This window comes from Gelatiniphilus marinus (assembly GCF_042684345.1).
In the GTDB taxonomy this organism is placed as follows: Bacteria; Bacteroidota; Bacteroidia; order Flavobacteriales; family Flavobacteriaceae; genus Gelatiniphilus; species Gelatiniphilus marinus.
The window spans coordinates 131,245-154,685 of record NZ_JBHULK010000007.1 but is presented as its reverse complement, the minus strand read 5'-3'; the positions used below and the strand labels follow the sequence as shown (position 1 = coordinate 154,685).

Sequence of the window (23,441 nt, the reverse complement as noted above, 5' to 3'; positions counted from 1 at the left end):
TTATTTTTTTAATACTATAATAAAGTTTTTAATCTAATTGGGTGAAAATTTCATGATCAACGTTAAAAGATATTTGTTTTGTATCGTTTTTGTATTCTTTTTTTCGTGTTCTAACAAGCAGGAGAAGACATATAAAATAGGTTTTTCTCAAACAGGTATTAATGATGAATGGCGAAAGTCCATGAATCAAGCCATGAAAATTCAAGCAGCTTTTTACCCAGAGATTGAATTAAAGATTTTAGAGGGACAAGATGATATTGATGATCAAATTAAAGATATTGAAGCGTTAATAGCAGAGAATGTAGATATTTTAATTGTTTCACCTGTACAAGCAGCTCCAATAACTCCTATTGTTGAAAGAGCTTTTAAAAAAGGGATTCAGGTTTTAATAGTTGATAGAAAAATTAATGGTGAAAACTATACGGCTTATTTAGGTGCAGATAATTATCAGGTTGGTACAAATGCTGCAAACTATTTGGCATCCTTATCGACAGAATCTAAAAGAATTATAGAAATTAAAGGGCTACTTGGCTCCTCCCCCGCATCAGAACGTAGCTCTGGGTTTAATAATATTATTACAAATACACCAAACTTAAATATAGTAAAAAGAATTCAAGGGAATTGGGAAAGCTACTCAATAAAAGATAGCTTATCTAGAGTTTTAGATACCAATAAGAATATTGATTACATCTTTGCCCATAATGATAGAATGGCATTAGGCGCATGGGAAGTTTTAAAAGAAAAAGGGCTTGAAAAATCTATAAAAATAGTTGGTGTAGATGGTTTAAATGGTCCAAACGGTGGTATTAAACATGTTCAAGACCAAGTGTTTATGGCTACTATTTTATACCCTACTGGAGGTGAGGAAGCCATTAAACTAGCTGTAAAAATACTAAATGGTGAAAAAGTGGCTAAAAGAAATATTTTAGAAACTACTGTAATAGATTCTAGAAATGCAGATATATTAAAGAACCAATTCGATAAAATCACCCAACAACAAAACGATATTGAGAAACAACAAGATAAAATTCAATTACAAGAAAAAATATATTTCACCCAAAACAACAGATTAAAAATCCTATTAGGATTGTTAATTACAAGTTTGTTGTTAGCCGCTTATAGTATATACTCTGCAAATAGCATAAGAAAGAAAAAACGTGAGTTAGAAATACGTAATAATAAAATAACTATTCAGCGTAACCAAATCGAGAAATTTGCAGAGGAAGTTAAAATAAGTAACGATGCCAAAGTGAATTTCTTTACTGGGCTTTCACATGAATTTAAAACACCAATAACACTCATCTTATCATCAATTGAATCGTTAAGTGAGAATAATAGTATTAAAGATAATAAGCTTATAAGAGAAGTTGGTTTGATTTATAATAACTCTAAACGCTTGTTAAGACTGATAAATCAGCTTTTAGATTTTAGAAAAATTGAAGACCGAAAATTTGTTTTAAAAGCTTCAGAAACTAATCTATATGAGTTTTCAACTAGAATTTTTGAAGATTTTAAACGTGAAGCACAAAAGCGAAATTTAGATTTCTCAATTAAAACTAACGACGAAAATTTAAAAATTTTTATTGACAGAAATTTAATGGATAAGGTCTATTTTAATTTATTATCCAACGCTTTTAAATTTACACCTGATAATGGAAGTATACATATTAATATTGTAAATGAGGCTAATAGTAACTTTGTGAAAATTCATTTTAAAGACAGCGGAATAGGTATTCCTAAAAAAGATTTACAAAATATTTTTCAGGCATTTTTTCAGGCTTCAAATAATAATAAGGCAAGTTCAGGTATTGGTTTACATTTATCAAAGGAATTTGTAGAGATGCATAAAGGAACTATTGATGTCTCAAGTAAGCATGGTACAGAATTTATTTTAACGCTTTACAAAGGGAATGCGCATTTAAGTTTGGATGAGATTATTTATGAACCCGATTTGGTGGATAATTCAGTATTAAACTTTAATTCAGATTTTGAAGAAAATGAGTTTGTTGAGGTGGGCGTTGAAGACGATAAGGAGCGTTATTCAATTCTTATAATCGAAGACAACTCAGATTTAATAAAATATTTAAGAAATAAATTAATCGGTGAATATGATGTTCATTTATCAGATGGATCTGACGGTATTGAAAAAGCTTTTGAAATAGTACCAGATATTATTATTTGTGATATTAATTTATCTGACAAAACAGGTTTTGAAATATGTGAAATTTTAAAGAAAGATTTAAGAGCATCACATATTCCTGTAATAATGCTTACGGCATTAAACAATAAAGAGTCTTACATAAAGGGTTTAGAATCTGGTGCGGATTTATACCTTACTAAACCATTTAGCTTTGCCGTTCTTAATCAGTCTGTCAAGACATTAATTTATAATCGAGAAAAACTTCGATATTATTTTATAAATAACATTCACAAAATAAATACGGATCAAAGTTTTGGTTCTATTGAACAGGACTTTTTGTCTAAAATAAATCAAATAATAAGCGATAATTTAGATAATTCTAAATTTTCAGTTGAAAACTTGGCTAGTGCTCTAAACATATCTAGAGTACAGCTATACCGAAAAACCAAAGCCATTTTAGGCGTTTCTATAAGTGATTATATTCAAAATATACGCTTAGATAAAGCAAAAACACTTCTGCAAGAAACACAATTAACGATTTCGGAGATTGCATATGCAACAGGTTTTTCTTCTCCAAATTATTTCTCAACTAGCTTTAAAAATAAATTTGGCAATTCACCTAAGGAGTATAGAGGTTCTTAATCTTACTTACCACTATGTTATTTAATTATGATTTTCTTAAAAAAACAGGTCTGTTTTTTGGTTTCTCAATAATTATCAGCTTCAAATAAATGAAAATAATAAAAATTACACATTTTTTTTATCAAATTGACATTTTAAATTACAAAAGCATGTAACATTTTTGAAATAAAGACGTAACATTTTTAGAACTCTGAATTTAATTCAAAATAAATAATTATTGTAATAAATTGATAATCAGTATATTATAATTTTTTAAAGAATGGATGAACAATTTCATAACCTATTGATACAAATATAAAAAGGTCAAAGAGCCTTTCTGTATAATTTGCACTCAATTAATTACCAACTAAACACACCACATGAATAAGAAGATATTAATTTGGTCTATTACAGCAGCTTTGGCTGGTTTCCTTTTTGGCTTTGACACAGTAGTTATTTCGGGCGCAGAAAAGAAGCTACAATTGTTGTGGGGCTCGTCAGATATGTTCCATGGCACAGTAGTTATAGGAATGGCATTGTGGGGGACTGTTATAGGTGCGTTTTTTGGTGGTATTCCAACTAATAAATTAGGACGTAAAACAACTTTAGTTTGGATTGGTATCTTATATACGGTTTCAGCTGTTGGTTCTGCCCTTGCTAATGACCCTATTACTTTTGCTGTTTTTAGATTAATTGGAGGCTTGGGAGTTGGGGCCTCAACTATTGCGGCACCAGCATACATTTCTGAAATAGCTCCAGCAAAAGATAGAGGAAAATTAGTAGGTCTTTATCAATTCAATATTGTATTTGGTATTCTTGTCGCTTTTTTATCTAACTACTTACTTAACAATATAGGAGAAAATGCCTGGAGATGGATGGTGGGTATTGAAGCAATTCCAGCAGCTATATATACTCTTTTTGTGCTAACAGTCCCAAAAAGTCCAAGGTGGTTATTAACAAAGTTTAGAAATAGTGAAGCGGTAAGTGTCCTAAAAACCATTAATCCAGATCAAGATCCAGAGAAATTGATGAAGGAGATTAAATCCGAAATGGAAAATACAGTTCCTAATGAAAATATATTTTTAAAAAAGTATAGATATCCATTAATACTAGCATTTCTTATTGCATTTTTTAACCAATTATCTGGTATCAATGCATTGCTTTATTACGCTCCTAGAATTTTAGCTGAGGCAGGGCTTGAGGAAAGTTCTGCACTGTTGAGTAGTATTGGAGTGGGAGTTACAAACTTGATTTTTACACTTTTAGGTATTTTTCTAATTGATAGGTTGGGTAGAAAACAACTCATGTACATATGCTCTTTCGGATATATTATATCATTGTCTTTGGTTTCAGCGGCATTCTTTTTGAATTGGGAAGGTAGTTTTATGCCATTCTTTTTATTTCTGTTTATAGCTGCACATGCTATTGGACAAGGGACTGTAATCTGGGTATTTATTTCAGAAATATTCCCAAATCACTTAAGAGGTTCTGGACAATCATTTGGTAGTTCGGTGCATTGGGTGTTAGCCGCTATAGTCCCTTCGCTAGTACCTGTGTTATTTTCATCAATTGGGGCGGGTATGGTATTTCTCATTTTTGCAGTAATGATGGTATTTCAGTTACTGTTTGTTGCCTTTATGATGCCAGAAACTAAAGGTGTGCCTCTAGAAGAGTTAAGCAAAAAACTAACTAAATAAATTATACAAAATGAAAAGCTTTAGAAAAACAAATCTAATTTCAATGCTTTTGGTGTTATCATGCCTTGTAGGATGTAAGGATAAAACCCAAAGAGACCAGAGTTTAGATGCAGGAGTAAATGTATCTTATTCAGAAGAAGAGTTATATCGTCCTAATTTTCATTTTACACCTAAAGCTAATTGGATGAACGACCCTAATGGAATGTTCTATTATAATGGCTATTATCATCTATACTTTCAGTATCACCCAGAAGGTAATGTTTGGGGTCCTATGCATTGGGGGCATGCTACTAGTACAGATATGATTACCTGGACTGAGCAACCTATAGCTATCTATCCAGATGAATTAGGAACAATTTTTTCTGGAAGCGCTGTAGTTGATATTAGTAACAGCTCTGGATTTGGTGAAGTAAGTAAGTCAATACCTATTGTTGCAATATATACCAACTCTAAAAAATTAGAAGGGAATGATAACTGGAGGCAAACACAAAGCATTGCTTACAGTAATGATGAAGGTAAAACGTTTACTAAATATGAAAATAATCCAGTAATAGATAACAATAAAATAAAAGATTTTAGAGACCCTAAAGTAACTTGGGATGACGATAGAAATAAATGGGTTATGTCATTGGCTGTTGGTGATAAAATTTCATTTTATGAATCGACAAATTTGAAAGAATGGAATTTCCTTTCGGATTTCGGACAAGGAATTGGCGGTCATGGCGGTGTTTGGGAATGTCCAGATTTATTTAAACTACCAGTTCTTGGAACAGATGAATCTAAATGGGTGCTTTTTGTAAGCATTAACCCTGGCGGACCAAATGGAGGTAGTGCTACGCAATATTTCATAGGAGATTTTGATGGAACTACGTTTACCATGGATAAAGAATTTGAAAAAAGTCTGAGTAAAGAACATAATTATTGGATAGATTTTGGAAGAGATAATTATGCGGGTGTATCATGGTCTAATGCTACTAGAAAGGACGGTAGTAAACTCATGTTAGGTTGGATGTCTAATTGGGATTATGCACAAAAAGTACCAACTGAAACTTGGAGAAGTGCTATGACTGTTGCGCGAAAAGTACAGCTTCAAAAGAATGATAATGGTTATCGATTATTATTTAACCCTGTAGAAGAACTTAATAACTACAGAAGCAAAAAACATAAAAAAGAAAATATTACCATAAAAGGTGAAACAAAAATTATAGGCTCAGAAGCAGTTGATCTGGCTAGTGCGGAAATTCAATTTAATATTTCAAACTTAAAAGAAACCACTTACACCTTTAAATTATCAAACAAGTTAGGAGACAAATTATTGTTTGGCTATAATAATATAAAGAAAGAGTTTTTTATAGATCGAAAAAATTCTGGAAAAACAAACTTTTCTGAAAAATTTGCTAACAAAGTAACTACCGCCTCTAGGACGTCAACTAATGATAATTTGTCGGCAACCATATTACTAGATAAAACTTCTATAGAATTATTTTATGATAATGGTGAAACAGTAATGACTGAAATATTTTTCCCTAATGCACCATATAGTAAACTAAGTATTGAATCTAAAAATCAAGAATTTATTCTTGATAATATCGAAGTACATAAACTAAATTTTAACTAAAACAATTAATTATGAAATGTAAACAACTGTTATTTTTACCAATATTTGCCCTTTTTAGCATATTAGCTCAAGGACAAATAACAGGTACTGTTACTGATCAAGCAGATGGGATGCCGCTTCCAGGTGTTTCAATAGTCGTGACAGGTACTACACAAGGAACCGCTACAGATTTTGATGGTAATTACACATTAGAAAACGTTAGTGGAGATGCTACCTTGGTTTTTAGCTACATTGGTTATAAAACCCAAGAAGTACAAGTAAATAATCGCTCTGTAATTGATGTTGCTCTTGCAGCAGATGCAGCTGCACTTGATGAAATTGTGGTTACTGGATATTCTAGACAAAGAAAAGTAGATGTTACAGGAGCAATTACCGTCGTTGAGTTAGGTCCAACTGAAGGTGTAAGTATGAGTTCTGGTAGTGCTATTCAAGGATTGCAAGGTAGAGTTCCTGGAGTTTTTATTGAGAAATCTGGAGATCCAACTGGGTCTGCTAATAATATCTTAATACGTGGTGCTACCACATTAGGGAACAACGATCCGTTGTTTGTTATTGATGGTGTTCCAACAGTAAGACAAGAGGTTTTTGCTAGTATAAACCCAAGTACTGTAGAGTCTGTACAGGTACTTAAAGATGCATCAGCATCTTCACTTTATGGAGCTCGTGCAGGTAATGGAGTTATTATTGTTACTACTAAAAATAGTGCAAAAGCTGCTGGTGGTGAAAAATTTAAAGTTAGTATAAATTCAAATATATCTGTGCTTTCTGAGAAGCAACAACGTTATGATATGCTTAATGCGCAGCAAAGAGGTGAAGCATTATGGCAAGCATCGGTCAATGATGGTGCAGATCCAAATGGAGGGTATGGAGAGATATATAACTTTGATTGGAATGGAGATTTCAATAACCCTATTTTAAATAGTGTTACAGTGCAACCATTTGTTGGAGGTGATACTAATGTTCCAGCGGGTGATACCGATTGGCAGGAAGAATCTTATGAAACAGGTTATGTATATAACAATGAAGTATCTGTTTCTGGGGGTACTGATAATTCTTTTCATTTGTTCAATATTGGGCATTTAAGAAATACAGGTATTCTAAAACACACAGGTTACGAAAGAATTTCTGCAAAATTAAATTCTAATTTTAATTTATTTAACAATAGATTAAGGGTAGGAGTTAATACACAAATGTTCACATCTGATGAAACATTGGCTTCACCAGATGTTGGTAGCGCGCCTACGCCTGGTTTAGCAATTTCTTTAGCGCCAACCTTACCTGTTTTTGATGCAAATGGAGATTTTGCAGGCCCTTTAGGTGCGGGTTATTCTGATAGAAACAACCCTGTTTTAATGCAGTACATAAACCGTTGGGATAATACTGATAGAACAACAATATTTGGTAATGTTTGGGGTGAATTTGATATTATTGAGAACCTAACTTTTAGAACAAGTTTAGGTTTAGATTATAGCGACTTTCATAGAAGAGATATTGAGACTACCGTTAATAATGGATTTATTACAAGAAGTAATAATAGACTTATACATGGCACTAGTAAGTTTACCAGTTTGGTTTTTTCAAATACATTAAACTATCAATTAGAGCTTAACGAAAAGCATAAAATTGGTGTCTTACTAGGAACAGAATCTATTAAAGATGATTTTCAAAGTGTTACTGCGCAGGCAGATGGGTTCGCAGTTGAAACAGAATCTTTCTTTCAGCTAGATGCTGCAACTGGAGCTAGAACTAATACAGGTTCTTCAACAGGAAGCCGTTTATTATCTCAGTTTGGTAAAATCAATTATAGTTTTGACGACAGATACTTAGCGTCCTTTACGTTACGTCGTGATGGGTCTTCAAGGTTTGGTCCAGATAACAGATATGGTGTTTTTCCTGCTGCAACTGTAGGTTGGAGAATTAACAATGAAAAATTTTGGAAGGAAAATGATATTGTAAATTCATTAAAATTTAGAGCTGGTTATGGAGAAGTAGGTAATCAAACTATTGGTGATGTAGCACGTTTTGGGTTGTTTGAATCTAGATATGGAGCTAATCAGTTGCAGGCAACTGGAGATACATTCTTCTTTAATACTTTTTATAATGTTGGTACTGCTTACGATTTAAATGGAAATAATACAGGTAATTTACCTTCAGGTTTTGTATCTATTCAAGCTGCAAATTCTGGATTAAAATGGGAAACAACAAAAGAAATTAACCTTGGTATAGATTTTACGATGTTTAACAATTCTTTGGTTGGATCGTTTGATTATTTTACAAGAGAAACTTCAGATATCTTAACAATACCTCCAATTGCTTCGGTAATTGGTGAAGGTCAATTAAGAACATTAAATGGAGCAACTACAGAGGTGAAAGGTTGGGAATTATCTTTAGGTTATTCCAAAACATTTGATAACGGTTTATCATTTACAGTAGCCACAAACTTTGGTGCTTTTAAAGATGAGATAACTGAATTACCAGCTGAAGTAGTTTCTGCTTTTCCTGGAACTGTTGATAATTCTATCATTGGTCATTCACAGTTTTCAATTTTTGGATATAAAACTGCTGGCTTATTTCAAAGTCAGGCAGACATAGACTCTAGCCCTACACAAGTAGGAGCAAGACCAGGAGGATTGAAGTTTCAAGATTTGAGTGGTAATGGAAGTATAGGTGCTGAGGACAGAGATTTTATTGGAACAACTTTGCCAGATCTAGAGTACGGTATTAGAATTGATTTAGCTTATAAAAACTTTGACTTATCATTATTTGGTTCGGGTGTAGCTGGAAGAATAGGACAAGATCCTTATATTTTCTGGAATAATTTTGTACAAGGTAGAGAAAATGCCGGTTTAGGTGTGTTAAATGCATGGACACCAAGTAATACTAGCTCTAATATTCCATCGGCATCACTTGCATTTAATGATACAAGAACTTCTGATTATTTATTCAGAAACAACTCTTATTTCAAATTAAGAAACCTTCAATTTGGATATTCGCTTCCGGAAGAACTTACTAATAAATTAGCTGGAATGTCTAGCTGTAGAATTTATTTCCAAGGAGAAAATTTATTCTGGTTTACTCCAAGCGATTACATAGGTGCAGACCCAGAGCGTACAGATGTGAATAGAATTCCAGTCCCTACAACATTGTCTTTAGGACTTAACATTAACTTTTAAAAATGTCAAACATGAAAAATATAAGAACAATAGTAACAGGAATTATGGCGGCATTTGTAGTGTTTGCTTGTTCCGAAGATTTTTTAGAATACGAACCAGAAGGCGTGTTATCAAACGAAAATGTGGCAACAGCCGAAAATGCTGAAGCCCTAGTAGTTGCAGCTTATGCTGGAATTGCTAATGATGATATGGTAGGACCTTTAACAAGCATGTGGGTGTATGGTAGTGTGCGTTCTGATGACGCCTATAAAGGCGGCGGTGGACGTGGTGATGTTGATGTAGTAGATAGATATGAGCAATACAATTTAACCATTGCTGATGATCCATTAGATTGGATGGCGCCAAGAACTTGGACAAACTATTATGCGGCAATTTCAAGAGCAAATTTTGCTTTGGATGTAATTAACCAAATTCCAGATGCAGAGTATGCAGATAAAACAATAAGACAAGCAGAGCTTAGATTTTTAAGAGCGCATTCTCATTTTGTTTTAAAATTATTATTCAAAAAGATTCCTTATATAACCGAAGGTTTAACTCAGGAAGAAATTTTACAGATTTCAAATGTTATTGATAATGATGAGCTATGGAATAAAATAGCAGACGATTTCCTTTTTGCATACAATAGTTTACCTCAATCACAAGATCAAGTAGGTCGGGCAGATAAAAATGCAGCTGCTGCTTATTTAGCTAAACTACGCTTGTATCAGGCATATGAGCAAAACGATACACACCAAGTAACGAATATCAATATGTCACGTTTACAGGAAGTTGTTGATTTTGCGGACGATGTAACAGGCGCATTAGAATCAGATTATGGAAATAATTTCCTTGATGGGTTTGATAATGGTCCAGAATCTATTTGGGCAGCACAATTTTCTATAAATGATGGGACAACTGTTGGTAGAGTAAGTTTTGTAACAGGATTGAATTCACCTCATGGTACAGGTTTGTATGGATGCTGTGGTTTTCATTTAGCCAGTCATAATATGGTAAATGCATTTAAAACTGATGCAGCAGGATTACCATTACTTGACACCTTCAATGACAGTAATATTTTTGCAACAGTTGACGGTAATGGAGAAACACCATTAGAGCCAGGAATAACTCTCGACCCAAGAATTGACCACACTGTTGGAATTCCTGGACGTCCATTTAAATATCGTAACACAGTTAATACAGCTGGCGATATGATTTATAATTTTAGTTGGGCAAGAGATCCAGGAGTTTATGGCTATTTCGGAAACATGAAAGAGCAACAAGCTCCAGATTGTTCATGTTATGTAAAAGAAGGACCGTTTGTTGGGACATCTAAGAACATAGAATTTATTAGATATGCTGATGTACTTCTATTTAAAGCAGAAGCTTTAATTCAAATGGGTCAGGTTGATGAAGGGGTAACCATTATTAATCAAATAAGAACGCGTGCTGCAGCAAGTACGCAAAGACAAATGGATGCAGGGGCTACAGATGTTTATAACGTAGGTTTATATCCTATGGGATTGTCTCAACCAGATGCCCTTAAAGCTTTAATGTTTGAAAGACGTTTAGAGTTTGGTATGGAAGGACCTAGGTTTTTTGACTTAGTTCGTTGGGGAATTGCAGAACCTGTTCTTAATGACTATTTAGCTGTTGAGAGAACTAGAAAAGATTTTCTTGCAAATGCTGAATTTACAGCAGGTAGAGATGAATATTATCCTATCCCACAAAGAGAAATTGACTTTACTGGTGGTTTATATGAACAAAATCCTGGATATTAGAATTTAAAAATATTTGTTTAGTTTTTTTGAGTTAGTTTTTAAAATCCAGAAGAAATCATATAATTTCTTCTGGATTTATTTTAAATTTAAAATATGAAAAATGTAGTTTGTTTTGGAGAAGTATTATGGGATGTATTTCCTACTCATAAAAAAATTGGTGGAGCTCCTTTAAATGTGGCTAGTAGATTGAGTTCATTTGATAACGATGTTACGATGATTAGTGCTATTGGGCAAGATAAAGATGGTGAAAATTTAATGGAATACTTAAAGGAAAATAAAATAAATACAGATTGTGTTCAGATACTTCAGGAATATAAAACAGGCAAGGTAAAGGTTATGTTAAATGATAAAGGTTCTGCATCATATGATATTAAATATCCAAGGGCATGGGACAAAATTAGTTTAACAGAAGCCACAAAGAAGGCAGTTAAAAATGCAGATGCCTTCGTTTTTGGAAGTTTAGTTGCTAGAGATGAAGCTTCTAGAAAAACACTATACCAATTAATAGAACTTGCTAAGTATAAAATTTTCGACCTTAATTTAAGACCACCTTATTACACTAAAGAAGTATTATTTCACCTTATGGAAAAAGCAGATTTCATTAAGTTTAATGACGATGAGCTTTATGAGGTAAGTAAGTATTTAGGCTCAAAATTTAATTCTTTAGAGCAAAATTTAGAATTCATAGCCAAAAAGACAAAAACAAAAGATATTTGCGTTACCAAAGGTCCGCATGGAGCTGTTTTATTGCATGATGACAAGCTTTATTATAATAGTGGCTTCCTTATAAAAGTAATTGATACGGTAGGAGCTGGAGATTCTTTTCTGGGTTCACTCATAAGTAAATTGCTAATTAAAACCCAGCCCCAGAAAGCCATTGATTTCGCTTGTGCCGTTGGGGCTTTAGTTGCTCAAAGTGAAGGTGCAAATCCATTGATAACACTTTCTGAAATTAATACATTTGTCAATCCTGAGTAATTAATAATTTGAAAAAAAATTATGCTCTTAGGTTTTAAGATCTATCCATATAAGGTACTCAAAAAGAAAGTAAAGAAACTAATTCCTTATAGATTAATTAATATGTCAAAAATTGTAAATTTTTATTTTATTAACGTGTAATAACAATAAGGACTTTTTTTTTGTTTAAAAAATGTATTATGGATTTTTCAGGAGTAAAACTTGTGGTATCAGATATGGATGGCACTCTACTAAATAATAAGAATGAAGTTAGCAAAAGGTTTTTAAATCAGTTTATAGAACTTAAAAAAAGAAATATTCATTTTGTAGCGGCTAGTGGTCGTCAATACCATAGTATTTTATATAAGTTGAATTCTATTAAAAGTGAGATTTCAATAATAGCTGAAAATGGAGGTGTTTTACAACATAATAATCAAACCCAAGTTCTTTTAAAATTATCAAATCAGGATATTCTGAAATCGGTAAAACTTCTAAGAGAAATCGAAGGTTCTTACATAGTTTTATGTGGTATGAAATCAGCCTATATTGAAACTAATGATTCTAAGTTTATTTCAAAACTAAAAATATATTATACTTCTTATGAAATAGTTGAAGATCTTACAATGGTTCAAAACGATCAATTTTTAAAAATATCTGTTTATCATTTTAATTCTTCAGAGACTAATTTACTTCCTCGTGTGAACGATTTAAAAGATAAATTGAAAGTAACTGTTCCTGGTAAAAATTGGTTGGATATTACTCATAATAAATCTAATAAAGGATATGCGTTGAGATTAATTCAAAAGGAATTAAACATATCGAAAAATGAAACTATGGTATTTGGTGATTATAATAATGATTTGGAAATGCTAGAATTGTGTTATTTTAGTTTTGCTATGGAAAATGCTCACCCTGATGTAAAAAAAATTGCTCGGTTTGAAACAAAAAGTAATGATGATGAGGGGGTAGAAAATATACTTGAAAAATTATTAAAGGAATAATAGATTAGAGACGAAAGGTAGATATTTAAAAATTTATAAAATAAAATGTGAAACATCAAATGGACATATCCGCCTGAAATGTTTTAAATCATTATTAGAATAACATCTCTAATTAGCTAATAAGCACAATTTATTTGGTTATTATAACCCGTTCCACCCCATTCCTCTGCATTTTGCGAAAAGCTTCATTCCGAGAAAAGAGGTTCACTACAGAATCTTGAACCCAGTCGCAAAAAAAGCGACAGCGTTCGCCTTTCAAAAAGATTACCACAACCTCTTCATTCACAAAGTTTAAAATTTTGCCCGAGACGAACTGCATAACCGTTCGCTCAACCATTCGACTGCGCTCAGGGCAGGCTTCACTTTTATAAGTTCTTACTCGTTCACAATTTTAGCGTCGGTTACCGAAAAGGTAACGGCGATGGCGCTATGGGAAGTAAGTATATGAAATTGAATTGAAGCTTAATCTGTATCATTTTGCTACAAATGAAAATGGTAATTATAAGGCAATATAGCATTTCATACGAAATGAAAAGGAAAACGCTCAAGATATAATAAGTATATGATTTTAAAAGGGAAAGTATATCAAAACACATCAAATAAAACCATCTAAAATGAATATGAAAATTAGTTTATTTAAATGATTGTCAGTTGTTTGTAAATAATTAACTTCACTTTATTACTAAAAAAATAATGATGTTTAAAGTACCTTAAATAGCTTTTCAATATTGATTGAAAAGTATTAAGATCCTGAAAATGAAATGAAGGAATCGTATAGCAAGAGGGTAACACGCTTCGCGATGTTACGATTATACGATTTTTGCTATAAACATGGCGTTTATAGGGTTTAGCATAGTTTTTAGGCTTTTTGAGATTTTGTTATAAACGCTACTTTTTACTAAAAACACTTTGTAACCACCGTAAACAGGTAATTTTTTTACTAAAAACTATGGATAGAGGATTTGAAAAAGAAGAATTTGAGACGCTAAAGATCAAGAGATCTGTGGCTATCGAATTTAGAAAATTTAGTAAAATGCTCTCGAAATCGCAATCAATGACATTGCTGGTAATGATGGACTTTTTCAATGAAAACGGAATTTCCCCAATCGAGAATTTAGGACCTCGAATGGAAATTTTGGAAAACAGAATATCGATGTTAATCAAAAAACGAATGAACGGAATGATTGCTATAATGAAGGATATTGAAAAGTCACAGACCAAACCGACCGTTGCAATGATGCAAGCGCTTTTTAAAGCGGCAGAGCCACCCAAAGAAAAATTGATTTTAGAAAAAAAGTATTTTAAGGAAAAGAAAGAAGTTAAATATAGAGCAAAGAAATTCATTGATAAGTATGACTAATGGAAAGAGTAAACTATATTATTCAGCTGAACGCAATTTTTGAATGCTTCAATAAGGACGCTCGAATTAAGCAGGGGCATATAACTCTGTATCTGGCGTTTTTTCAAAAATGGAATCGAGAATTTTTCAAAAAAACAATTACCGTAAATAGGGAGTTGATTATGGAAAAAGCAAAATTCAGGTCAAAAACGACCTATCATAATTATCTGAAAGATCTTAATAATTGGGGCTATTTAAAATATTTTCCATCGTACCATCCTGCAAGAGGGTCAAAGGTCCAGATGACCATTTTTTTTAATTCAGATAGTCAAAAATTGGCTAACTGCGTTCCAAAACCTAGCCAAAAATTGGTAACTTCTATAAAACATAAAACAAAAGAAAACTTAAATAAACAGCCTAATGTTATTTTTAATGAAAGTGAAGTCGCTTTATTTTTTAAGAAAAATAATTGGCCAGAGATAGAAGCGTTAAAATTTCATGCGTACATTAAATCAAAAAAATGGAAAACAGATAATTGGCAAACAATAGCGAAGATTTTTGCAAAAAATGATTTTAAGTTGAAAGAACCTAAAACTACAAGTCCAATTTCTGGCTATGTGGATAACTTGAAGAATAATAACATTTAAGATTATGATATTTCATTATAATTAGATATCAAAAGTTTATTACGCTGTCTAAAGCATCATCAGCATCTTTATGCATAAAGTTAGTTTGATAGTTAATAGTGGTGGTAATTGAGGAATGACGATATAACTTTTGAAGCATCTTTATTGGGATTTTATCCTCAGATATGGTACCGAAACTATGACGAGCGATGTGCATGGTAACTTTCTTATTTATTTTAGCCTTTTTTGCAACCCTTGCTAAATACTTATTTAACATTGATGTAGCAGCGTTTATCTTTCTAAAGACATCCTTTGACGCTTTCACGTTAACCATTTTCATCTCTGGGAAAATAAAATCGTTATCATCCTGTTTATTACTCGAGTACTGTTCTAAAATTGCAAAAGCTTTCTCAGGAATCTTCAATGACAATAATTTTGAATTTTTATCCATACGATAGTTAAGTCTATTGTCCGAAATATCAGACCACCTAATTTTAAGTACATCAGCAACTCGTATGCCAGCAAAATAGAAACTGAAAAGCCAAATATTTCTTGCATGTATTTCGTTTTCAGTTAAACCATTGACACTCTCTAAAGCAATAAGCTCTTCTTTATTTAATCCAGTTTTTTGACTTTCAGGAAATTTAATTTGAATTCCACCCGACCCGAAAGGGTATAATTTTCTATCTACAATTCCTAATTTGATTGCTCTGTTATATATAGTTCTTATGACAATAAGATTGTTGACTATAGACCTTTCAGATAAGCCAAGTTTGGTTTTTAAATGAGTTTTAAAATTCCTTAAAAACTGTTCATCAATTTCTTGAAAAGAAAGCTGATTCGATTTTGAAAAATTCAACACATGATTTACTCTTACTTTATCTGTGTAATATCGAGCCAATTTTTTATTGGCTTCAAGTTCATCTAAAAAAGCTTTTGCAATTTCAGAAAAGCTAGACCCCTTTGAGTCTTTGTACAATTTGTCTTTAATTCGGTTTGCTGATAAATCTTGTTTTTCAGCTTGTAAGTCCATAAGCATCTTATTCGCTTCAGATAATTTTTTTACCAACAGATTATTAAGATTCGCTGCATTTGGATGTGATTTTCTAACACGAATATTTTTCTCATCCCAATATTCTAATTCTATATAATGACCGATGTAATGATAGTTGGAACGTCTGTTTTTCGAAATTCTAATCGCTAATGGATATAAGCCGTTTTTATTTGGCTTCTTTCGAAGAACAATTTTTGCATTTGAAGACATTTTTTTGATACTTTAGACTTTAAAGATAATCATTTTAGGTACAACATAGGTACAACAAATATTGATTTTACTTGATTTTAAATGATATCATAAAAAATTAAATAACTGTTAATCAATTGAATATGAGTTAATTTAGTGTTATTTGAGCTAAATATGATTGGACTTAAAATCCAATGTCCATTAGGACGTACGGGTTCAAGTCCCGTCTTCAGTACTAAGCCTTTACAAGATTTCCTGTAAAGGCTTTTTTTATTCAGGTACAACATTTTGTTCGTTATTAAAAATTAGTTGTCGATTTTATATTGTCTTGTTTTAAGAAAAGATCTCATTCTAAGTTTAGATTTACAGGTTATTATTATAAAATGGATCATGATATTTTTGTTGCCAAACTCCATCCCATGTCAACTTGGGCATAGTACGTGTATTGAGTTTTTAGGCTTTCTGCAAAGTTAATTATAACATAAAGCGCATTTCTGCCATTGTCCAGGAGTTCCTAGTTTGGCATGGTATTGTTCCTTTAGTACACATCTCTTTTGTTGCCTGTCTGCACTACGCCGTTATGTCTTCTTCTGGAAAAGAATTTTTATAATTTGCGAGCTGGTTGGTTTGCTTTGGTTAAATTGGTCCATGTGGTGCCATAGTCGTTGGATTTCAAAATAATCGGAACCATCTTTTATACCTTTAAACCAGGGCTGAATTTTATGGTCAATCTCATATTTTATATCTTAATCTTCAAAAGCGCTTTTTTCTAAATTGTATTCCCTATTTCTTATGAATAAATTAAGGTTGTGCACAAAAGTATTATTGAAAAATTAATTCTTTTATAGTTTGAATGTTTTATTTTAAAGATGGTTTTTTTGAAAAATTACTGGATTGATGTGTGTTTGCAATTTTCCCTCTTTAGTAAAAAAGCCCTCAACACCTTTGTGTTGAGGGCTTTTTGTTATTGCTATTAATAGTTTAACTTTAATTCTTTTTAAAAAAATAAAACCTTAATTTTTATTTTTTTACAATTTTAAAATTATTAGTTCCCAATTCGTTCTTAACTTTTACAAAATAAAGGCCGTTTTTTAGGTTAGAGACGTCTATTTCTTTATGTTTAGCACCTATCTCTGTATGAAATACAAGTTTACCAACTACATTGTAAATTTTAACTTCAGATAGGGTTGTAGTCTTTATGTTTAATATAGATTCTACAGGGTTAGGGAATAATTTTGTTTTATTGTTTGTGGCAGATTTTTCATCTATGCTTAAAGCCACAAAAGAATCGTTGTTGTCTGTTAAATCGTCTAAACTAAATCTTTTAAATTTAATTGTTGCGTAATCATCAGTTTCATATAAGATACCTATTTTCCCATTAGGTAAAATAGCCAAAGATGAATAGGCTGAAGATCCTGGTTGGTATAATTTTGAATATGCCCATGTTTGCCCTTCATCATAACTTATTCTAAGGGCACCATCCTTTCTTCCAGATGCGCTTGCAGGATTACTAAATAATATTCTGTTTTGATTATACCCATCTAAGGTTGATGTGTATCGTAAAATATTTCCTTGGCAAATAGGGTCTATTAATGTAGAATCAAACGTATATGGTTCCCATGTAGTTCCTAAATCGGAGGTGTAAGTAACCAAACGCGTACCTGTACCATAGTGGTTTCTTGAATTTACCATGATGCGTCCATCATTTAGCTCTACCAAAGTGTTTTCATCAAAACCACTGAAACTATTCGTTGCAGATCTATTCCATGTTGCACCATGGTCTGTACTGTAAAGTAATGCGCCATAGATTTGATTACCTGCTCTTACTACGCCTATTGGGATTACCAAAGTACCGTTTCTTAATTGTATGCCTGTACCTGCCGATGCCCAATATGATTTGTCGCCCGCTTTATAAAGCGCTGCCGTTAAATCTACAGGCGCAGACCACGTTAAACCGTCATCATCACTATACACATAGCGAGATCTTAAAGTATCTGGACTGTTTGGGTCTCCATTTGAACCAAATATACCTTGGTTTGTTGAATAGGCATAAAAAATAAAAATCCGCCCAGTAGTTTTGTCAACAACAGTACATGCATCACCTCCATATTGTGTATTGATAACTATTGGATTGCCCCAAGTAGTGCCATTATCAGTACTTCTTCTAACATACATGTCAATCCTGGCAGGAACATCCGCGATGCTTTCCATGCGAGCATCTGTAATGGCCAATAATGTTCCAGCTTTTGAAGTTACCAATGACGGAATTCTATAAGTATATGGGGTGCCGTTGGTTGAAAAAGGTATTTTATCGCCTTCATATAAATTTATATCTACCTCAGCAGTCAACTCCTCTAATGGAGGGATGGCTTCTCCTATAACCACAGAATAATCTTCAAATTCTCCATCTGTAAATGTATCGCATGGTCCAATCGCTGGAATAGTGCTATTGGAAGAACGCATAGCAATTCGCATGGTCGTGTTCCCTAATAGGGTGAATTCACCAATTGATACGTTTGAAAATTGAAGGTCATCGGTTGTATTTGCACCAGTCCAGGTATATACATTTTCTTCAGGATCGGTAAAGTCTCCATCTTGGTTTTTGTCAATCCAAATATGTACACGTTTAAAAGAACCAGCACTTGGGTTGCCAATTCCAAAATTAAATCTATAACTTTTTTCAGCGTTTAAAGGCACATTGCTATCCGTAATGTTTTCATAACCTATATTCCCAGAGGTGTGATTTAGTACATCGCCATCAGTTATATTGGTAATTTTAAAATAATCTAAAAAACTGGTTGTAGATGCTGTCATTGTTGTTGGATAACAAGGACCGGCAGGAGGAACTTGAAGGTTTACTCTGTAATCTTTAACTTCGCCACCCGTAAAATCGTCACAAGCATTTATACTACTAATATCTATAGCACCATTTGCTGCTCGCATGGCTACCCGCATTCTAGTTAGTCCTCCTACTATTACACTATTAATAGATTGTCTTGCAAAGCCAAGGTCGGCAGTAGTATTAGGTCCTGTCCAGTTAACTGTTAATTCGCCTGCGTCGTCAAAATCTCCATCTTTGTTCAAATCAATCCATACATGAACGCTTTTATGTGTTGTTAAACCTGGGTTGCCAACGCCTATATTAAAACCATAAAACGTGTCAGACATTAAACTAGCATCTGTACTTGTAATGTTTTGATAGCCAGTATTTGTAGAGGTGTGATTAATAAAAGCGCCATCTGTTGTAAGTTCGTTAGAGACCTTGAAATAATTTATAAAGCTTGTTGCAGATACGGGTATTGTAGGTTCACAATACGCAGGTGGTGGCATTAAAAAAATGCTTATTTTATAATCTTGCACTTCGCCACCGGTAAAACTATCACAAGGTTCTATAGGGTCTATTGTTCCATTTGCGGCAACCATAGCCACTCGCATTCTGGTTTCTCCTTCTGCAATAACCGGACCTATGTTTTTGTTTGAAAATCCGAGATTAGAACCTGTATTAGGTCCGCTCCAACTAAAGGTTAGTTCGCCGGCATCGTCAAAATCACCATCTCTATTCATGTCAATCCATACATGAACTCTTTTGTGGGTGGTTAAGCCTGGGTTGCCAACACCAATATCAAATCGATACGAAGTATCAGAAATTAAATTAATCTCGGTATCGGTAATATATTCGTAGCCTATGTTTGTAGAGGCCCGATTTAGTACAGCACCGCTATTAAGCTGCAAATTATTAATAAAGCTTGAAGCGGTTTGCGGTACCGTAGGGGTACAATATTGTGCATAGGATACACTTGCAAAAAGTAAAGTGGCTATTACACAAAATGTTTTAATGTAGTTTTTCATGTTTTATTTAGTTTTTAATTTTAATTGGATGAATTAGCGCTTCTTAAATGGATGATATACATAATTGAAATTCCTTTTTAATTCGGCATTTTGCATTGAAGGGTTAAACCTGAAAACTGATTAAAAAGAGATGTTTTTTTAAAAAAAACGCCCTCAATACTTTTGTATTAAGGGCATTTTATCATTATTGATTTCAGTTTGAATTATTATATTCTATTTAGAATTTCTAATAAAAAAACTGATTTTACTTTTTAACGATTTTAAAATTACTAGTGCCCAATTCATTTTTGATTTTTACAAAATAAAGACCATTTCTTAAATTAGATACATCTATTTCTTTACGTTCTACACTTACCTCAGCATCAAAAACGAGTTTGCCAACTACATTGTAAATTTTAACTTCTGATTTTCGCGAAGCAGATATGTTTAATATCGATTCTACAGGGTTAGGGAATAACTTAGTTCCATTATTTGATGCTGATATTTCCTCTACATCCAAAGCAACAAAAGAATCGCTGTTATCTGTTAAATCGTCTAAACTAAATCTTTTAAATTTAATTTTAGTGTAACCATCTGATTCATATAAGACACCTATTTTTCCATCAGCAGTAATTGCAAGAGATGAATAGGCTGAAAATCCTGTTTGGTATAATTTTGAATATGCCCATGTTTGCCCTTCATCATAACTTATTCTTAGCACACCATCTTGTCTTCCTGATGCACTTGCAGGATTACTAAATAATATACGGTTTTTATCATACCCATCTAAAGTAGAGGTATATCGTAAAATATTTCCTTGGCAGGTAGGGTCTATTAATGTAGAATCAAACGTATATGGTTCCCATGTAGTTCCTAAATCGGAGGTGTAAGTAACAAGACGGGTACCTGTTCCATAGTGGTTTCTTGAATTTACCATGATGCGTCCATCATTTAACTCCACCAAAGTGTTTTCATCAAATTTATCAAAACTATTGGTCGCCGATCTATTCCATGTTGCACCATGGTCTGTACTGTAAAGTAATGCGCCATATATAAAATTCGCATTACTGCCTCTTACAACGCCTATTGGGATTACCAAAGTGCCATTTCTTAACTGAATACCTGTACCTGCCGATGCCCAGTATGACCTGTCGCCTGCTTGATAAAGCGCTTCTGTTAAATCTACAGGTGCAGACCACGTTAAACCGTCATCATCACTATACACGTATCGAGATCTTAAACAATTTGGGCTAGTATGGTCTCCATCTGAATTCCATATAGTACTATTTGTAGAATAGGCATAAAAAACAAAGATCCTACCTGTATCTCTATCAACAACTGTACAGGCATCCCCACCATGGTCGGTAGAAATGGTTATTGGGCTGCCCCATGTTGTACCATTATCGGTACTTCTTCTAACCACCATATCAATATCACCGGGAACATCTGAGGCGTTTTCATAACGCGCATCTGAAATGGCTAATAATGTACCAGCAGTCGAGGTTACCAATGAGGGAATCCTATACGTGTGTGGTGTTCCATTTGATGAGGCTGGCACGCCATCGCCTACAAACAAATCAATATCAACCTCAGGGGTTAATGCCGTTAATGGTGGTATTGCAGCACTCACTACTATTGAAAAATCTATAATTTCTCCATCGGTAAACGTATCACAAGGATCTATTGCAGGTATAGTGCTATTTGAAGACCGCATAGCAATTCGCATGGTAGTATTCCCTAATAGCGTAAATTCACCAATTGATCTGCCTGAAAACTGAAGGTCCTCGGTAGTGTTAGCGCCTGTCCAGCTAAAGATACCTTCTCCTGCATCAGAAAAATCGCCATCTTGATTTTTATCAATCCATATATGTACACGCTTGTTGGCTCCTGCACTTGGGGTTCCAACACCAAAATTAAATCGATATACAGATTCAGCATTTAAAGCTACGTTGCTACCTGTAACGTTTTCATAACCTATATTTGTAGAAACGTGATTTAATAAGTCTCCATCAGCTACTTTGGTAATTTTAAAATAATCTAAAAAACTTGTGGTTGATGCTGTCATTGAAGTTGGATAACAAGGACCGGCAGGAGGAAGTTCTAGAATTACCCTATAGTCTTTAACTTCACCTCCTGTAAAATTATCGCACGGTGCTATAGGATCTATATTGCCGTCAGCAGCAACCAATGCTACCCGCATTCTAGTGAGTCCTGCATCTATTACTGTCCCTATATTTTTACTCGAAAAGCCAAGGTCTGTGCCTGTATTTGCCCCCGACCAGCTAAAAGTTAATTCGCCTGTGTCGTCAAAATCACCATCTCTATTCATATCAATCCATACATGTAGTCTTTTATGCGTAGTGGCAGTTGGGTTTCCTATACCTATATTAAAGGCAAATGAGGTATCGGTCATTAATGTTGCATCAGTACTCGTAATATTTTGATAACCTACATTTGTAGAGGCATGATTTATAAAAGCACCATCACCTGTGCCTGCAGTAGAGATTTTGAAATTATTGATATAACTTGTTGCAGATACGGGTATTGTAGGTTCACAATACGCAGGTGGTGGCGTTAAAAAAATGCTTATTTTATAATCTTGCACTTCGCCACCGGTAAAACTATCACAAGGTTCTATAGGGTCTATTGTTCCATTTGCGGCAACCATAGCCACTCGCATTCTGGTTTCTCCTTCTGCAATAACCGGACCTATGTTTTTGTTTGAAAATCCGAGATTAGAACCTGTATTAGGTCCGCTCCAACTAAAGGTTAGTTCGCCGGCATCGTCAAAATCACCATCTCTATTCATGTCAATCCATACATGAACTCTTTTGTGGGTGGTTAAGCCTGGGTTGCCAACACCAATATCAAATCGATACGAAGTATCAGAAATTAAATTAATCTCGGTATCGGTAATATATTCGTAGCCTATGTTTGTAGAGGCCCGATTTAGTACAGCACCGCTATTAAGCTGCAAATTATTAATAAAGCTTGAAGCGGTTTGCGGTACCGTAGGGGTACAATATTGTGCATAGGATACACTTGCAAAAAGTAAAGTGGCTATTACACAAAATGTTTTAATGTAGTTTTTCATCATTTGTTTAGTGTTTTAGTTAAATTTTTAATCATTGCGTATTCATTAAGAATATGTAATACATAATGCAGAATTCAAATTTAATATTATATCCTTATTTTTAGGGGGTAAACTTTTGTCAATTACGGGGTTAATTATTGCATGTGTTTATGCTTGGGCGGATGTAGTGTTTAAATTATACGATGAATGGCTATTTTTTTATTTGCAATTCGGCTGTAAATAGTTTGATGAATGTAAATATTCTACCATAAGCTTTTTATAAAGATAGTAAGTTTTGATTTACAAGGGTATTTACTTATAGTTTAGGCTGGTAATAATGGTTTGTGGTGATTTGTAATTTTAAATTC

At 33.3% G+C, this 23,441-nt stretch carries 12 protein-coding genes; 9 read left to right on the top strand and 3 right to left on the bottom strand.

The features are described from left to right. Positions 1 to 52: 52 nt before the first annotated feature. The 9 genes from ACFSQS_RS14380 to ACFSQS_RS14340 all read left to right on the top strand — a co-directional run bounded on the left by ACFSQS_RS14380 (position 53) and on the right by ACFSQS_RS14340 (position 14,950). Entirely contained in the window at positions 53 to 2,782 is a 2,730-nt protein-coding gene (locus ACFSQS_RS14380) for a substrate-binding domain-containing protein (protein ID WP_388020593.1), read from the top strand. Positions 2,783 to 3,141: 359 nt separating this feature from the next. Further along, positions 3,142 to 4,458 (top strand): sugar porter family MFS transporter, encoded by a 1,317-nt coding sequence (locus tag ACFSQS_RS14375; RefSeq protein WP_388020476.1) that lies wholly within the window; start codon positions 3,142 to 3,144, stop codon positions 4,456 to 4,458. Positions 4,459 to 4,468: 10 nt separating this feature from the next. Further along, a complete protein-coding gene (locus tag ACFSQS_RS14370; RefSeq protein WP_388020473.1) occupies positions 4,469 to 6,076 on the top strand; it encodes a glycoside hydrolase family 32 protein in 1,608 nt (535 codons plus the stop codon). Between the two features lie 11 nt (positions 6,077 to 6,087). Further along, positions 6,088 to 9,249 carry a SusC/RagA family TonB-linked outer membrane protein gene (locus ACFSQS_RS14365; protein WP_388020470.1) on the top strand — a complete coding sequence of 1,054 codons (3,162 nt, stop codon included), beginning with the start codon at positions 6,088 to 6,090 and terminating at the stop codon, positions 9,247 to 9,249. 11 nt (positions 9,250 to 9,260) lie between these two features. Beyond that, positions 9,261 to 11,006: a RagB/SusD family nutrient uptake outer membrane protein gene (locus ACFSQS_RS14360; protein WP_388020467.1), complete on the top strand. Its 1,746-nt coding sequence runs from the start codon at positions 9,261 to 9,263 to the stop codon at positions 11,004 to 11,006. Positions 11,007 to 11,099: 93 nt separating this feature from the next. Continuing rightward, positions 11,100 to 11,984: a carbohydrate kinase family protein gene (locus ACFSQS_RS14355; RefSeq protein WP_388020464.1), complete on the top strand. Its 885-nt coding sequence runs from the start codon at positions 11,100 to 11,102 to the stop codon at positions 11,982 to 11,984. Between the two features lie 179 nt (positions 11,985 to 12,163). Further along, the gene (locus tag ACFSQS_RS14350) at positions 12,164 to 12,964 is read left to right on the top strand and encodes an HAD family hydrolase (RefSeq protein WP_388020461.1); all 801 of its coding nucleotides are present in this window, start codon (positions 12,164 to 12,166) and stop codon (positions 12,962 to 12,964) included. A 949-nt stretch (positions 12,965 to 13,913) separates the two neighbouring features. Then, the gene (locus tag ACFSQS_RS14345; protein ID WP_388020458.1) at positions 13,914 to 14,324 is read left to right on the top strand and encodes a BfmA/BtgA family mobilization protein; all 411 of its coding nucleotides are present in this window, start codon (positions 13,914 to 13,916) and stop codon (positions 14,322 to 14,324) included. Beyond that, positions 14,324 to 14,950 carry a hypothetical protein gene (locus ACFSQS_RS14340; RefSeq protein WP_388020455.1) on the top strand — a complete coding sequence of 209 codons (627 nt, stop codon included), beginning with the start codon at positions 14,324 to 14,326 and terminating at the stop codon, positions 14,948 to 14,950. Before ACFSQS_RS14345 ends, ACFSQS_RS14340 begins: the two co-directional genes overlap by 1 nt. A gap of 28 nt (positions 14,951 to 14,978) precedes the next feature. On the opposite strand, the gene ACFSQS_RS14335 is transcribed toward ACFSQS_RS14340, so the two are convergent. The 3 genes from ACFSQS_RS14335 to ACFSQS_RS14325 form a co-directional block, all read right to left on the bottom strand. Then, entirely contained in the window at positions 14,979 to 16,193 is a 1,215-nt protein-coding gene (locus ACFSQS_RS14335) for a tyrosine-type recombinase/integrase (protein WP_388020452.1), read from the bottom strand. A gap of 999 nt (positions 16,194 to 17,192) precedes the next feature. After that, a complete protein-coding gene (locus tag ACFSQS_RS14330; protein ID WP_388020449.1) occupies positions 17,193 to 20,021 on the bottom strand; it encodes a GEVED domain-containing protein in 2,829 nt (942 codons plus the stop codon). Between the two features lie 244 nt (positions 20,022 to 20,265). Continuing rightward, on the bottom strand, positions 20,266 to 23,097 hold the full coding sequence (locus ACFSQS_RS14325; protein WP_388020446.1) for a GEVED domain-containing protein: 2,832 nt from the start codon (positions 23,095 to 23,097) through the stop codon (positions 20,266 to 20,268). Between the last annotated feature and the right edge of the window lie 344 nt (positions 23,098 to 23,441).

Coding starts and splice junctions, on each gene's coding strand:
- ACFSQS_RS14365 (WP_388020470.1), top strand. CDS start 6,088: ATGAAATGTAAACAACTGTTATTTTTACCAATATTTGCCCTTTTTAGC.
- ACFSQS_RS14350 (WP_388020461.1), top strand. CDS start 12,164: ATGGATTTTTCAGGAGTAAAACTTGTGGTATCAGATATGGATGGCACT.
- ACFSQS_RS14360 (WP_388020467.1), top strand. CDS start 9,261: ATGAAAAATATAAGAACAATAGTAACAGGAATTATGGCGGCATTTGTA.
- ACFSQS_RS14330 (WP_388020449.1), bottom strand. CDS start 20,021: ATGAAAAACTACATTAAAACATTTTGTGTAATAGCCACTTTACTTTTT.
- ACFSQS_RS14375 (WP_388020476.1), top strand. CDS start 3,142: ATGAATAAGAAGATATTAATTTGGTCTATTACAGCAGCTTTGGCTGGT.
- ACFSQS_RS14355 (WP_388020464.1), top strand. CDS start 11,100: ATGAAAAATGTAGTTTGTTTTGGAGAAGTATTATGGGATGTATTTCCT.
- ACFSQS_RS14345 (WP_388020458.1), top strand. CDS start 13,914: ATGGATAGAGGATTTGAAAAAGAAGAATTTGAGACGCTAAAGATCAAG.
- ACFSQS_RS14380 (WP_388020593.1), top strand. CDS start 53: ATGATCAACGTTAAAAGATATTTGTTTTGTATCGTTTTTGTATTCTTT.
- ACFSQS_RS14370 (WP_388020473.1), top strand. CDS start 4,469: ATGAAAAGCTTTAGAAAAACAAATCTAATTTCAATGCTTTTGGTGTTA.
- ACFSQS_RS14340 (WP_388020455.1), top strand. CDS start 14,324: ATGGAAAGAGTAAACTATATTATTCAGCTGAACGCAATTTTTGAATGC.
- ACFSQS_RS14335 (WP_388020452.1), bottom strand. CDS start 16,193: ATGTCTTCAAATGCAAAAATTGTTCTTCGAAAGAAGCCAAATAAAAAC.
- ACFSQS_RS14325 (WP_388020446.1), bottom strand. CDS start 23,097: ATGATGAAAAACTACATTAAAACATTTTGTGTAATAGCCACTTTACTT.